The sequence below is a fragment of the Lysinibacillus sp. G1-3 genome (assembly GCF_056322905.1).
In genome coordinates this window covers 25,788-40,418 of sequence record NZ_JBWHYQ010000017.1, presented here as the reverse complement: position 1 = coordinate 40,418, position 14,631 = coordinate 25,788, and the positions used below count along the sequence as shown (strand labels likewise).

At 36.3% G+C, this 14,631-nt stretch carries 13 protein-coding genes; 9 read left to right on the top strand and 4 right to left on the bottom strand.

All coding sequences use genetic code 11. The features are described 5' to 3' along the window. Positions 1–225: 225 nt before the first annotated feature. From ACVYAD_RS18100 to ACVYAD_RS18065, 8 genes are all read left to right on the top strand, one after another. Positions 226–930, top strand: coding sequence for a response regulator transcription factor (locus ACVYAD_RS18100; RefSeq protein ID WP_197144240.1), 705 nt, complete (start codon positions 226–228; stop codon positions 928–930). Beyond that, positions 930–1,913, top strand: a complete 984-nt coding sequence (locus ACVYAD_RS18095) for a sensor histidine kinase (RefSeq protein ID WP_476427365.1) — start codon at positions 930–932, stop codon at positions 1,911–1,913. The genes ACVYAD_RS18100 and ACVYAD_RS18095 overlap by 1 nt, the downstream gene beginning before the upstream one ends. Positions 1,914–1,924: 11 nt before the next feature. Then, positions 1,925–2,359, top strand: coding sequence for a hypothetical protein (locus ACVYAD_RS18090; protein WP_386830501.1), 435 nt, complete (start codon positions 1,925–1,927; stop codon positions 2,357–2,359). A gap of 12 nt (positions 2,360–2,371) precedes the next feature. Continuing rightward, positions 2,372–3,148 (top strand): ABC transporter ATP-binding protein, encoded by a 777-nt coding sequence (locus ACVYAD_RS18085; RefSeq protein WP_349661874.1) that lies wholly within the window; start codon positions 2,372–2,374, stop codon positions 3,146–3,148. Beyond that, positions 3,120–5,054: an ABC transporter permease gene (locus ACVYAD_RS18080; RefSeq protein WP_349661873.1), complete on the top strand. Its 1,935-nt coding sequence runs from the start codon at positions 3,120–3,122 to the stop codon at positions 5,052–5,054. The genes ACVYAD_RS18085 and ACVYAD_RS18080 overlap by 29 nt, the downstream gene beginning before the upstream one ends. Before the next feature lie 304 nt (positions 5,055–5,358). Next, positions 5,359–6,906 carry a fatty acid--CoA ligase family protein gene (locus tag ACVYAD_RS18075; RefSeq protein WP_476427364.1) on the top strand — a complete coding sequence of 516 codons (1,548 nt, stop codon included), beginning with the start codon at positions 5,359–5,361 and terminating at the stop codon, positions 6,904–6,906. A gap of 716 nt (positions 6,907–7,622) precedes the next feature. Further along, positions 7,623–8,741: an RNA-guided endonuclease TnpB family protein gene (locus tag ACVYAD_RS18070; protein ID WP_476427363.1), complete on the top strand. Its 1,119-nt coding sequence runs from the start codon at positions 7,623–7,625 to the stop codon at positions 8,739–8,741. 237 nt (positions 8,742–8,978) lie between these two features. Beyond that, entirely contained in the window at positions 8,979–9,626 is a 648-nt protein-coding gene (locus ACVYAD_RS18065) for a VTT domain-containing protein (RefSeq protein WP_476427425.1), read from the top strand. A gap of 255 nt (positions 9,627–9,881) precedes the next feature. Here ACVYAD_RS18065 and ACVYAD_RS18060 read toward each other — a convergent pair whose 3' ends face one another. Genes ACVYAD_RS18060 through ACVYAD_RS18045 form a run of 4 tightly spaced genes read right to left on the bottom strand, consistent with a single transcriptional unit; the run spans position 9,882 to position 12,550 of the window. Then, complete coding sequence (locus ACVYAD_RS18060; RefSeq protein ID WP_476427362.1) at positions 9,882–10,586, bottom strand: hypothetical protein; 705 nt, start codon at positions 10,584–10,586, stop codon at positions 9,882–9,884. Further along, entirely contained in the window at positions 10,583–11,302 is a 720-nt protein-coding gene (locus tag ACVYAD_RS18055) for a hypothetical protein (RefSeq protein WP_476427361.1), read from the bottom strand. The genes ACVYAD_RS18060 and ACVYAD_RS18055 overlap by 4 nt, the downstream gene beginning before the upstream one ends. After that, positions 11,286–12,179: an ATP-binding cassette domain-containing protein gene (locus tag ACVYAD_RS18050; RefSeq protein WP_476427360.1), complete on the bottom strand. Its 894-nt coding sequence runs from the start codon at positions 12,177–12,179 to the stop codon at positions 11,286–11,288. Before ACVYAD_RS18050 ends, ACVYAD_RS18055 begins: the two co-directional genes overlap by 17 nt. After that, entirely contained in the window at positions 12,176–12,550 is a 375-nt protein-coding gene (locus ACVYAD_RS18045; protein WP_349661867.1) for a GntR family transcriptional regulator, read from the bottom strand. The genes ACVYAD_RS18050 and ACVYAD_RS18045 overlap by 4 nt, the downstream gene beginning before the upstream one ends. Before the next feature lie 465 nt (positions 12,551–13,015). Here ACVYAD_RS18045 and ACVYAD_RS18040 point away from each other — a divergent pair, with 465 nt between their 5' ends. Further along, positions 13,016–14,245 carry an EAL and HDOD domain-containing protein gene (locus ACVYAD_RS18040; RefSeq protein WP_476427359.1) on the top strand — a complete coding sequence of 410 codons (1,230 nt, stop codon included), beginning with the start codon at positions 13,016–13,018 and terminating at the stop codon, positions 14,243–14,245. Positions 14,246–14,631 lie beyond the last annotated feature (386 nt).

Below are 14,631 nucleotides of genomic sequence, written 5' to 3'. Positions count from 1 at the left end.
GAAGGCGTTATCACAGGATGTGATGCTTTTAGCCTTCGTTCCTCTATCGCTGATCCCCAAGGAGTCGCCCAGTCTCCACTCCAATCAACTTATCTTCATCTTTTGGTGATGAGACCCAAATATCTCTAGCTAACGATTCGTGTTAACTTTTCTACAAAAGGTTCGCTGACAGTTATGTCAGTGGGCCTTTTTTTGATACAATATAGGATAGAAAGGAGTGTTGGTATGGAGAAGCATCGAATATTTATTGTCGAAGATGATGTAAAGATTGCATCATTGCTCGCAGAAACGCTTAGAAAATATCAATACGAAGTTGAAACAATCAAAGAATTTGATCATCTCGTTGAAGAATTCACAGCATTTAACCCACACATGGTGTTGCTTGATATAAATTTACCTTCGTACGATGGCTACTATTGGTGTCGCCAACTACGTCAACATACAACTTGTCCAATTATTTTTATTTCCGCTCGTTCTGGGGAAATGGATCAAATTTTTGCGCTAGAAAATGGGGGCGACGATTTCATTACGAAGCCATTTAATTATGAGATTGTGCTAGCTAAAATCCGTAGTCACTTGCGTCGTACATATGGCGAATATGCAACAAGACAAGAAGAACGGACAATTAAACAAGGACAGCTCGTTCTTCATTTAGAAAGAATGGAGCTTCATAAAAATGATTTAGAGATCCCACTTCAGAAAAAAGAATGTATCATTTTAGAACTGTTGATGGGAAATGCTCCAAAAGTAGTGGCGCGTGAGCAACTGTTAGAAGAGCTTTGGGACGATCAGGCATTTGTCGATGAAAATACATTGAACGTCAATATGACACGAGTGCGTAAAAAGCTAGCTGATTATCAAATAATGTCTTCTATAGAAACGGTGCGCGGAGCAGGTTATCGCTTTATTTTAAGTGCAGGTGAGCTATAGTGGGCTGGAAATTATTTTTGCGTGATTACGCATCGTTCATTGTATTCCAGTTCTTACTAGTCGGTTTTATTATGGTCTTATATTGGTTGGACGGCTTTCGAAATGTTGATACTGCTATATATTCCTTCTGTATTAGTTTAGTGTTACTAGCCTCGTTTTTAATTATCCGTTATTTAATGCGTCAACGTTATTTGATCAAAATATCGCAGCTACCTAAAACGATGGAGGATGTATTGCAAAAAAATGCTAAAACACCTGAGGCGATACAAGCTGAAAAATATATGCATGAACTATATCGACTATATAAGCATGAGCTTCAATCGTTATATGCTGGTCAAAAACGACATGATCAGTTTATGAATCAATGGGTGCATCAGATGAAAACACCAATTTCTGTTATTGAGCTCTTATTACAGGATGAGCGTCCTCTTGATAAAAAGAATGTACAGGAGGAAATTGACCGCCTGCGTAGAGGCTTGGATATGGTGCTAGTGAACGCTCGATTAGAAAATTTTGAAGAAGATATGCAAGTAGAACAGATTGCTTTAAAAATGATTGTTACGGCAACTGTAAATGAAAATAAACGTTTATTTATTACGAAGCGTGTCTTCCCAGAAATTCATATTGAGGACGATATTATCGTAGCAAGTGATTCAAAATGGCTTCGCTTTATTATCGGGCAATTCGTCACAAATGCGGTTAAATATACGTTTGAGGTAAATAAAAAAATAGTGATTTCTGCCGTTAAAAAGGATGACCACGTACAATTAGCCATTTGTGATGAAGGTATTGGTATTCCTGCTTCCGATCTTTCTCGTGTCACTAAAGCGTTCTTTACTGGTGAGAATGGGCGTAAAACTGGGGAATCCACAGGGATGGGCTTATATTTAGCGAAAGAGATCTGTGAAAAACTCGGTCACGAATTAAACATTACATCAGAGGTAGAGAAAGGAACAGTTGTTACAGTGACATTTACGAATTAGGGGGATCGGAAATGACAGAGGTATGTTTGGCTGAATGGGTTTTACATGTAGAGACAGAGAAAACAGAAGCATTATACGAATCACTTAACGAAGTTTGTGAGTGTTTATCCTGCAAAAATTTCCGTAAGGCTAGTCTTTTGCTTAATGAAGAAGTCATGCATTTTTCGAATAAGCTTGGGCTAGACTTATATAAACCAACTTTACTTAACGCTTTTCCTGTAGAAGGTGAACAAGTGATGTACAGTGGACATTATACGATTTGTGGAGAAGTAATTGAAGGTGAAATAGATGCATGGGATATAATTGTTGGTTCTCATTGCTTTAGTCTAGTGGAGGAGGAAGGTAATACGCCAGCTGAAGGTTTAACGGAGCCACATTTTCAAATTGGCTTTGAAGTAGTATTGCAGTGGCTTTTACCAGAATCTATGGAATTAATGAAGAAATAAGGTGAATAAGATATGCCTATTTTACAAATAAAAGACGTGACGAAGGTGTATGAAGGTAAAGTAACCCATCGTGCTCTAAATCAACTAAGCTTTGATGTGGAGGAAGGCGAGTTTTTAGCAGTCATGGGTCCATCAGGAAGTGGAAAAACAACATTATTAAATCTCATTTCTACGATTGATGAACCAACGAGCGGAGAAATCATTTTAGATGGCATGAATCCTCATATGCTTAAAGCAACTGAGCTAGCTTACTTTAGAAGAAGGCAGCTTGGTTTTGTTTTTCAGGATTTTAATCTTTTGCATATGCTCACAGTGGAAGAGAATATTGTGCTGCCACTGACTTTAGACCAACAACCATTAGAAGTAATGGAGGAGCGTCTTGCAAGTATTGTGGAAAAGCTCGATTTAACTTCATTTTTGCATAAACGCCCAAATGAAATATCAGGTGGACAAGCGCAAAGAACAGCTATTGGTCGGGCACTTATTCATAACCCAAGTCTCATTTTAGCAGATGAGCCGACCGGGAATTTGGATTCGAATTCTTCGCGTGATGTACTTGAGCTTTTAACAAAAATCAATCAGGAAAGACGAACAACGATTGTTATGGTAACACATGATCCAATTGCAGCTAGCTACTGTGATCGCGTGTTATTTATTAAAGATGGGGAATTCTTTAATGAAATTTACAAAGATGATCGTCGACAAATGTTTTTCCAGCGAATATTAAATGTGTTGAGCTTACTAGGAGGAGGACAAGTAGGTGACCTTTCGACAATTCGCTTACCGTAATGTCGTACGGAACAGCCGTATATACGGCGCCTTTTTCATGGCAAGCTTTTTTTCTGTGGCTGTGTTTTTTATCTATTCAATGCTCATGTTTCATCCGGATATTGAAAGTGGGATTTTAGGAGAGGCATCGTTAATTGGGATGGTTGGTGCGGAAGTCGTACTCGTTCTTTTTACATTATTCTTTTTATATTATTCGATGAGTGCTTTTTTAGAGGCAAGATCACATGAGTTTGCAATTTTACTACATTTAGGAATGGAAAAACGCCAGATGAATAAGCTTGTCTTTTTGGAGACAATGATTATTGGATCGGGTTCTATTTTTGTTGGGATTGTATTCGGTTTCTCGTTTTCGAAATTCTTTTTCATGATTGTGCGGGAAATTTTACATTTAGATAGTTTACCCTTATATGTTTCATGGGAGCCTTTTTTACTAACAATTGGTGTTTTCACAAGTGCTTTTGTAGTCATTTCTTTAATTAGTGTATATTTCACACGTGAAAGAAAATTGCGCGATCTCCTTAAGGGAAATGACTATTTAAATAGTGTTTCAACTTATTCAAAAATTCGTGCTGTATTTGGTATTACCCTTATTTTATCATCATACGTATTATCAATTATCGTAGGTAACACATCTTTAATTGGTTTAACATTAGTAATTCCGTTTTTAGCAACCTTTGGAACATACTATTTTTTCAGAGATTCTTTACCTTGCTTTTTAGATAAAGCACGAGGGAAACGGAAATTTCATTGGCAACGCTACCGTCTTCTTTCGTTAGCTGAGCAAACACATATTATGATGGACAATGTGAAAATGTTTTTTGTAGTAACGATGGTGTCAACAATGGCCTTTTTATCGGTCGGTGTTTTAGCAACGATGTCATCATATACTATACAATATGATCGTTTAAATCCACTAGGGCTTGTTTATAAGGGAGATGTCGACAATCCATATGAGCGAAATCATATCGCCTCTTTACGTATGGAATTAGAGGAAAAGGGCTTGTCCTATCATTTATCTCGCTTTGTTGTTATCAAGCAAACCTCTTCCTATACTCAAAATGAGGTTGAGGTGTTTAGGGAATCAGATATGAATGTATTGCTTTCTTCCTATAGTTATCCATTACTTGATATGGCTAAAGGAGAGGCAGTGTTTATTCCATATTCGGAAGAGTCTCTTAACAAACTAAAAAATAAAGTTGTGCATACAGTTTTAGAGGAAAATTCTATCCCGATCACCATTGATAGTGTATATCCTAAAATAGTATTCCCAGGGTCTATTGTTAGTGTTAATTCTATCGTGATCAGCGATGAGGATTTTGTAAAGCTCATAAAGCCGATTGCCGATAAAAACGTTGCGCAGCCAACTTATCATTTATTTACTTTCTATATTCCTCAGTGGATGGAAACAAAAAATATTGGCAAGGACATAAATGAGTTACAAGCGTCCCTATATTTTTATAAGAAAAACAAATTTAGCCCATTTTACTTTGAAAATGCAGGATTAAATTATTCTTATATATTAGCTACTTATTCTTTATTCACATTAGTAGGGGTTTTAGTAGCAACGGTATTTTTATTAGCAGCAGGTAGCTTCGTTTACTTTAAACTGCATACTTCTCTTGAAAGAGAAAAGCGTAAATTCGATGTATTAAAGCGAATGGGCTTAACGGATACGGAGCTCAAAAAGCTTGTGAATCGTCATTTGTTCCCGCAATTTTTCTTACCATGGGGTGTTGCAATGATGCACAGCCTCTTTGCTTTTCTTATGGTTCAAGGTGTTTTAAAGGATATTGCTAATATTTCCATTGTAAAAGAAGTTGTCTTATCTTTTAGCTTTTTTGTTTTAATTCAAGTAGTCTATTTTTACTTGATTCGTTGGCGATACATCTCGCATATACGTTCGTAGAAAATGCGTACAAAAGAGAAAAAAATGAGTTATTTGACGTAAATTATGACATGAGATAAAAAGTTTCGTTGTTTTTTTAATATATTTCTTATATAATGTTACTGAATGATGATTCATTTTGTCTTTATTTAGTAGATTTAGGTGATGAGATGGATGGGGTGTGATTCCTTTACAAGGGAAGTCCAAACATTTACTGAATGAAGATAAGCCTCCGGCGGATGTCACGGATTGTTTATCTGCGCGAAAGCGAAGGGTCAGTGTCAATGCGCCAAGGCGAAATTGATACGATAAGGGGATGGTGTAATTGAATTTAGTTTCAAGTGTTCGTCAGCAAGCATTAGAGCAACCGGATAAAATTGCGTATCATTTTATGGGGAAAGATACGACGTACGGTGAGTTTGAACACACAGTTGGTCGTTTTGCAAAAGGGTTACAACAATTAGGGGTAGAAAAAGGGGACCATGTGGCGTTTTTACTCGGCAATACACCACATTATTTAATTTCGTTATATGCAACAATGAGTATTGGGGCAACAGCAATTCCAATTAATCCAATCTATACACCGGATGAAATTTCGTATATTTTGCATAATGGGGATGTAAAAGCTGTTATTGCACTTGATGCACTTCTTCCATTAGTAGAAATGGGTGTACATGCTTTTCCAAAGGTAAAAACATTTGTTGTTTGTGAGACAACAGAAGATGTTGCTGAAAAAGTAACTACTTTATCCGATGAGGCAAAAGCAAAAATTCATTTATTTTCACAAGTGATTGCTAGTGTATCAGAATCTTGCCAACCAGTAGAAGTAGCTGACGAAGATAATGCAATTATTTTATATACTTCAGGAACGACAGGTACTCCAAAGGGTGCAATGCTGACGCATGGCAATATCTATTCAAATGCACGAGATGTTGCGCATTATTTAGGCTATAGAGCAGATGATCGTATTATTGCAACTTTACCAGTTTTCCATGTATTTGCGTTAACGGTCGTCGTCAATGCACCTTTATTGAGTGGAGCAACAGTTTTACTTGTACCACGTTTCAGTCCAACAGAAATCTTTAAAATTACGAAGGAACAAAAAGCAACAGTCTTCGCTGGTGTGCCAACTATGTATAATTTCTTGTATCAATTACCTGAAGGCAATCCTGAAGATTTCTCAACAGTTCGCTTAGCAATTTCAGGAGGTTCATCTTTACCTGTAGCACTCTTACATAATTTCGAGAAGAAATTTAATGTGCGTGTTTCAGAAGGGTATGGCTTATCAGAAGCTTCACCGGTAACGTGCTTCAACCCATTGAATCGTGAACGTAAGGCAGGTTCTATTGGGGCATCCATTTCCAATGTTGAAAATAAAGTGGTCGATGTAAATGGACAAGAAGTGCCCGTTGGCGAAGTAGGGGAGCTAATTGTACGAGGGCCTAACGTTATGAAGGGCTATTATAAATTACCTGAAGAAACGGCTATGGCTATACGTGATGGCTGGTTATACACAGGGGATTTAGCTAAAGTTGACGAAGAAGGGTACTTCTACATCGTTGACCGTAAAAAAGATATGATTATTGTAGGCGGATTTAACGTATATCCAAGAGAGGTTGAAGAAGTACTCTTTGCACATAATAATATCGTTGAAGCGGCAGTTGTAGGTTTCCCAGATCCTAACTTAGGTGAGGCAGTTCATGCATATGTTGTCTTAAAAGATGAAGATGCAACTTCAACAGAAGATCTTCTCGCATACTGTGCAAAACATATGGTGAAATACAAGGTTCCTAAAGTAATTGAGATTATAGATGAATTACCGAAAAATACGACAGGCAAAATTTTACGCCGTTCATTAAAAGAAAAAGTGTAAGAAACTGTAGCTACTATTGAAAAATAGTAGCTTTTTTTATCCCGCATAAATGAACAGTTAGATTCACATTTCAAGATTTAAGAGAAGGTGGGAGATCAACTGCCCGTAAAAAGTTCAATTGATTAGGGGCAATAAATGTTTTCTGTGAGAAAGCGAAGTGCAAACGTAGTAGCAGGGTGTTAGTCACACAAACGTTTTCATAGAATGGGATTTTAGCTGGTGTTCCTCTAGTGAGGGACGAGGAACACCCACTGATTGAAGATTCACTTTAGGCTAATATTACAGCAATGTAAAAAAGCAAGGCAACTTATTTAAATAAGTTGAGTGTGTATGTCTGTAAGTGATAAAATCAAACTTGTGAAATCTACATACTTTTTAACTTCCCTCCGAAAGAAGTCTCCCACATCTAAACGTGAAGGTGAGACAGCACCAGTGAAAGTGGAAGACTTCTTTCGTTTAGGTGTAGCCTAAAGATGTCTCTTTTTTTGCCATGATATAATCAGATTTAGATTGATGAAAGACTGTTATATCAATAAAATTGGACAATAATAATCATTCAGTGTTCTTGTTCTAGTCGTAAAATACCGCAGAAAAGTGATAGATGATGTCATTTTGACTATGCGAAAGCAATGGTTGGTCAGCACATACAATAACGAAATATTAAAATTCATTAATGCGTACTATAGAAAATAAGATATGAAGTGAGGTGATTTGATATGGCAAACAAAGCCTATATGTTTCGTTTGTATCCAACGCAAGAACAAGAGAAACTTCTTGCGAAAACTTTCGGTTGTGTTCGTTTTGTCTATAACAAAATGCTTTCGGAGCGAAAAGAAATGTATGAGCAGTTCAAGGATGACAAGGAAGCGTTAAAAAGGAAAAAATTCCCGACTCCTGCCAAGTACAAAGTAGCATTTGCATGGCTTAAAGAAGTGGACAGCCTTGCATTGGCAAACGCTCAACTTAATTTGCAGCAAGCATACAACAATTTCTTTTCTGGTCGTGCCCAATTTCCGAAGTTCAGAAACCGTAAGGCAAAACAATCCTACACAACCAATGTGGTGAACGGAAACATTATGCTTTTGGATGGCTCTATCAAATTACCGAAACTAAAACTTGTAAAAATGAAGCAACATCGAGAAATTCCGTCCCATCATAGGATCAAGTCTTGTACGGTTTCACGAACAAAAACAGGAAAATACTATGTTTCTATTCTCACCGAATACGAACATCAACCTATACAAAAAGAAATTCAAGCTGTTGTAGGTTTAGATTTTTCCATGAATGGCTTATTTGTCGATAGCGAAGAAGGTAAGACAGCCAATTACCCACGTTTCTATCGTCAAGCCTTGGAAAAATTAGCGAAGGAACAACGTATTCTATCACGCACACGCAAAAAGAAAGATTCTAATCGTTGGTACAAACAGCGTCTTAAAGTAGCGAAGTTGCATGAAAAAATCGCCAATCAACGGAAAGACTTTCTGCATAAAGAATCGTATCAAGTAGCAAAAAGCTATGATTGCGTGGTAATCGAAGATCTCAACATGAAGGGAATGTCACAAGCCCTCCGTTTTGGTAAAAGTGTTGCAGATAATGCATGGGGCATGTTTACAACATTTCTTAGGTACAAGTTAGAGGAGCAAGGGAAAAAATTGATCAAAATAGACAAGTGGTTTCCATCTTCCAAAACTTGTTCCTGTTGTGGTCAAGTAAAGGAGTCCCTATCTCTTTCTGAGCGTACGTTACACTGTGATTGTGGGTTTGTGGCAGACAGGGACTGGAATGCCGCTATCAACATCAAACATGAAGGAGTGCGCTTATTATCCTTAGCGTAGCAAAAAGAACTCTTGGAACAAGAGGGATAGCTCGGTCAGTTTTCGTTGGCTACTAAAAGCAACGATAAGTCGAGAAGCCCCCACTTCGGTAGGTTTTAAGTGGTGGGTAGTTCACAGGCTTGTCATATAGTGATGGAGTAGTAACACCACAGATAGTAAACAGAATGGAACCCTTTGGTGTCTAGCTACGTCAAAGCTTTTAGAAAATTAAATTGAAAGAGAGCATATGGAAAAATGATAGAACTCATCAAAGAGTTAATTAGTTTTATTATGCATATTGATGTGCATTTAGAAGAGATCATTCGTGAGTTTGGTAATTTGAGTTATTTCGTTTTATTTGCAATTGTTTTTGTTGAAACTGGTGTCGTAATTTTCCCATTCCTGCCAGGTGATTCATTGCTTTTTGCTAGTGGTACATTGGCAGCAGCAATGGGCGCGTTTAACATGTGGATATTAATCCCTGTGTTTTTAGCAGCTGCAATTTTAGGGGATACGATGAATTATCATATTGGTCATAAAGTAGGGACATCCATTCCGCCAAAGAGCTTCCTTGGTAGAGTCGTTAAAAAAGAACGTATGGAGGCAGCAGAAAAGTTCTTTAATAAGCATGGTGGAAAAACGATTGTCATCGCACGTTTTATGCCTTTCATCCGTACATTCATACCCTTTGTTGCAGGGGCTAGTAAAATGAAGTATGGTTACTTCATATTGTATAATGTTGTAGGTGCAGTGTTATGGGTGTTCAGCTGTACATTACTAGGTTATAAATTTGGTAATATTCCTGTTATAAAAGACAACTTCTCAACGGTTTTAATATTAATTATCTTAATTTCAGTAATACCAGCCGTAATTGGTGTTATTAAATCAAAAGTAAGTGGAAAATAAAAGGACAGTCCAAAAGTGAAAGAAGATCACTTAGGACTGTCCTTTTTTTACTCATCACACTATAATGAAAGTTCTTTTCTGTACGAAAGCTAGTGATAACATAGCGGCAGATGTTATCACAGGACTTGGTACTCTAGCCTTCTTGCCCTATTCGTTTGCGTTTTAGGATATCGTCTGGAACGTTGATTCTCAAGCAAGTCGCATCATATATAGTTTATGCTTTAACGCTAATTATTGGGGATAATCTATTTTTTACTATTCTAAATAATAGATAAGACCTTGAGAATCTTCTATTTCTGTACCGCGTGGTATGTCGATAACTAAAATATTTGAATAGGAATTATCCATTTCGTAACGTTCTGCCCCTTGATTAAAATCTAAGAAACCTATTGTTGCTTTTAAACGATAATAATTTACTAGTTGTTTAGAAAGAGATTCAATAAATAACTGGTTTTGTGCCACATATACATCAGGTAGTGGTACTTCGTCAGAAAGATCGACACCATTTATTATGAAAGGAAATTGATAATAGGTAATTAGAGCTTTCCCCGATTCAATATTGTCATTATAACGTTGTCGAATATTCAAGCTTAAATAATTGTCATCACTATTTATTACAACAGGTAATGTATCTCCATCAAAGTCAATTTCCCATGTTTTCTTTTTGTAGTCTGAAGTTAAATACGAAGAATTGAATTCTTGATCATACTTTTGGATTTGATCAAATTTTTTCTCAACTTGTTTAATATCAGAAGGAGAAAGTACTGGTATTTTTGAATCTGAAAAAAAGCTAATATAAATGAAAGCAGTGAGTCCTAGAATGATATAACTAGTAATGCCAATCATAATACGCTTTGGGGTCCAAATTCTTTTAGTTTTATTACCTAATTTACTTAGTATTTGAAAAATAGCAATTACGAGTAGTATTGAAGTAAAAAAGTATATAGTAGTTACTATCATTTACGAGACACCTCCGATTTATTAGCAATCCAAATAGTGAGGCTAAAGAATAGTGTAGCTGCAAGCAAGCAAAGAACACTAATCACAAGATTTGGTAGCATCATTAGAGGAATAATGTTTGGTGCCATAAAAATGTAAATAAAGCTAAACAGCATAAAAGTAGATAGAAAAATTTTTATCACTAAGGGCCCTTTGAAGCTGGTGCCAAATAGTAAGCCGATTGCACCAAATAAACAAATGCTACTGAAGCATAATATGAATGTTGATGGTGAAATAAATAGACCTTCTTTTACAAAAGATTCCTTTTCTACTAACAAAATCCCTAATACTTGTAAATAGTAAGTCGAAATCATAATAATGACTGCAATAAAACTGTACATGATCATGACAAATATATTTGCGATGGTGCTTGATGTCCGACTAGAAATAACGGATAAATCATCAACTCGATACGCTTTTGTTGTAAAAAGAAGTGCTACGATAAATGCCCAAATGGCTGAAACAATAAGAAATGTATCGAGTGAATAAATTGAAAATCGAACATCTAAATTTCCATGTCCATAACCAGAAGAGGCACTTCCAGAGCTAGATGTTAAAACGCCAAAAATGATTTGTACAATAACTAAGGAGCTAAGGGCAGAAATATTTAATTTTGCTTTCCATTTCACTTGTTTTTTTACAATTGCTTTAAGTGAAATATTAGTCAAAGATTGCATCAATATCACGTCCTTTTTTAGCTGTTAAATACATGCAAACTTCACTTGCAGTAAGTGCTGATACTTTGATGCCTTTTGTTCGAAGTATTTCTTCTGAGACGAATAGTTTACTAGCATCTACTACAGCTGAGGTCATCCCTGCCACAATCTTTTGAGCGTAAACTTCCGTCTCAGAGAGCAGATCCGCAAGTTCATCACTTGGTCCGTGAAGTGATATGAGCTGTTCCTTAAATTCATCCAATGGCGCGTGGGCAATGACGGAGCCTTCATCTATTAATAAAATTTCTTCTAAGATAGATTCCATCTCTTGTAAATGGTGACTAGTAATTAAAAATGTCCGTGGAAATGCTAGGTATTCCTTTAAAATTGCTCTGTAAAAATCTGTACGAATCGCTTCGTCCATACCATTCATCGGCTCATCTAAAATGGTTAGTGCACAGCGACTTACTAATCCGTAAACAAGATTAAAGGTTGCCAATTGACCTTTAGATAGTTGTTGGTGCTTTGCTGTAAGGTCGATACCCGCATAATCGAGCATGCGATGAGCTAATTCATTTTGCCAATTAGGATAAAAATCAGCTCCCATCTTAAGAATATCTTCGAGCGACAAGTAATCTGAGAAGCTTAATTGATCATCGATAAAAATCATATTGGCAGCTGTTTGAATATTATTAAAGGGATTTTCATTAAATACTTTACATGAACCAGTCGTAGGTTTTAGATAGCCTGCAAAAATATTCAGCAATGTCGACTTACCTGCACCGTTGCGACCAATAATGCCGATAATTTTTTCTGCATCAATAGTGCAGGTTACACGTTGCAGTGCTTGACGACGTCCAAAGCTTTTAGATAACTCCTTACATTGAATAATATTCATTCCAACCCCTCCTGTGTTTTTCGAATAAGCACTAGCAATTCTTCATCAGATACAAGTAAACGTTTTGCCTCTAATACGATCTCTTGTGCCATTTTGGTCAATATTTCGTTTCGACGTTTCAATAAAATTCGTTCCTTAGCATCTATAGTGACAAACATTCCTAACCCCCGTTTTTTATATAAAAGTTGCTCTTCCAGTAAAATTGTCAATCCCTTACCAGCTGTGGCGGGATTTATATTGAATAACTCAGCTAGTTGGTATTGTGAATAGACTTTCTGGTCTGCTTGTAATCGATCGGCAATGATTTCGTGCTGCAGCCATTCAGCAATTTGTATATAAATCGGTGTTGTACCATCTAGATGAACGTGCATCGAAAAACCCCCTTTCGTTGCTACAAAATATAGTGCATTAGTGTTGTGATGTACTATACATCGAAATTTGGTAAATGTCCATATGAAAAGATAATATTTTACAAATCCATATAAGGAAGGTTTGAGTGAATTTAATAAAGGTAGATCGGCAAAAGGAATAATATTTTATTATGAGTAAATTGGAGTTTTGGGTAACGATTTTTTTGAAACTCATCAACGAGTGTTGAGGATGATACATACTGAGGATTAGGGACTAGAAGACCCCTTAGGGATAGGATCATAGTGGCTCATCGTACGCTACCAATTGGTACGAAAATCACTATGCTATAGGGGTAATTTATTTTATTGTATATAATGTTAATTATTGTTAGTCGATTTTTAGACAGTTACTTGAATGAGAAGCAGATAGTGCTGAAAAATGCTATAATAATGTTACTAATAACTAGAGAAATGGGGGGCGACGAAATGGAAGTATTTATCGGCAGACAGCCAATTTTTAACCTTCAGGAACAAATCGTTGCATATGAATTATTATATCGCAGCAAAAACGTGAATGCTTTTCCAATGGTCGATTCAGATGCTGCCACAATTGATGTATTAGTAAACTCATTTCTTTTAATTGGCATTGAAGAGGTAACAAAAGGAAAACCTAGTTTTGTTAATTTTACAGAAAACTTGCTTATGAGTCCTTTAAATGAATACATAAATCCATCGCAAGTTGTTATTGAGATTTTAGAGGATGTCCCTATTACAGCTCAGTTAGTCGAGAGAGTTATTGAGCTCAAATCATATGGGTTTAAAATAGCATTAGATGATTTTATTTTAGATGATCAAGTACAAGTTTATGATGAGTTATTCACTTATATCGATTATATAAAAGTTGACTTTTTATCGTCACCACTACTAGAGCGAATGGAAATTGAAAATATAGTGAAAGAAAATTTCCCTCACATAAAATTGCTCGCTGAGAAAGTAGAGACACGTAAGCAATTTGAAGTGGCGAAGCATTCTGGCTATGAATTGTTTCAGGGCTATTTTTTTGAACAGCCTCAAATAATTACAGCAACCGATATACCTGCGAATACTATTCAATATTTATATATTATTACGCTATTAAAAGAAGAGGAACCTAATATACAGTTATTGGCGGAAAGTATTGAGCGTGACATTTCATTAACATATAAATTATTGCATATGGTTAATAATTCAGAGTTGCGTTCTAAATCCAAGGTTCGTTCGATTAAACAAGCGATTATATTACTCGGGGTTCCAAATTTACGAAAGTGGATTTATTTATTGGCGATGCGAGAAATTGACAGAAATACTGATAATGATCTGTTTAAAGAAGTCATGCGTACATCTTTATTTAGAGCAAAGGTATGTGAGAAATTAGCCAAGCTTTCCTATAAGAAAAATTTCTCTGAATATTTTTTAGTTGGGATGTTTTCATTAATAGACACGATGTTGCAAAGACCGCTGAATGTTATTTTACAGCAGCTACCTTTTTCAGAAGACGTTACAGCAACGCTTTTAGGTAATCAAACTGAAATGACACCTTATTTGGAATTCAGTACTGCGTTAGGCAAGTTAGATTGGTCTAAATTAGAAAGATTAGCTCCTCAGTTTACTATTGATTTTTCAACTATTGATCTTTTATACAATGAAGCCATGGAGTGGGCAGAAAAGTCTTTATAAAAATAAGGACCAATCTTCGTTTGTTTAGTGGAAAAAGCCGTTAAGTATATATTTTAGTGAAAAGTCAAAAATAAGTTATCTTTAAATTTTTTTAAGGTAGCTTATTTTTTTATGTTTTTAATAAGCTAGCTTACCATTAGTTGATCTTCGTTACGACTGGGCGACTCCTTGGGGATTAGCAATAGAGGAACGAAGGCTAAAAGCATCACATCCTGCGATAACGCCTTCGTGACCAACATCCTGTTACCGCGACACCCCAGGAAGCTTTGCTCTGTGCGAAAGCGTAGCGTCAGCAGCAACAAATGTTTTAACTGTGCGAAAGCGTAGCGTCAGCAACAAAGCGCCCAGTCGGAACGGAAATCAACCACACGTTATGATGATGAATC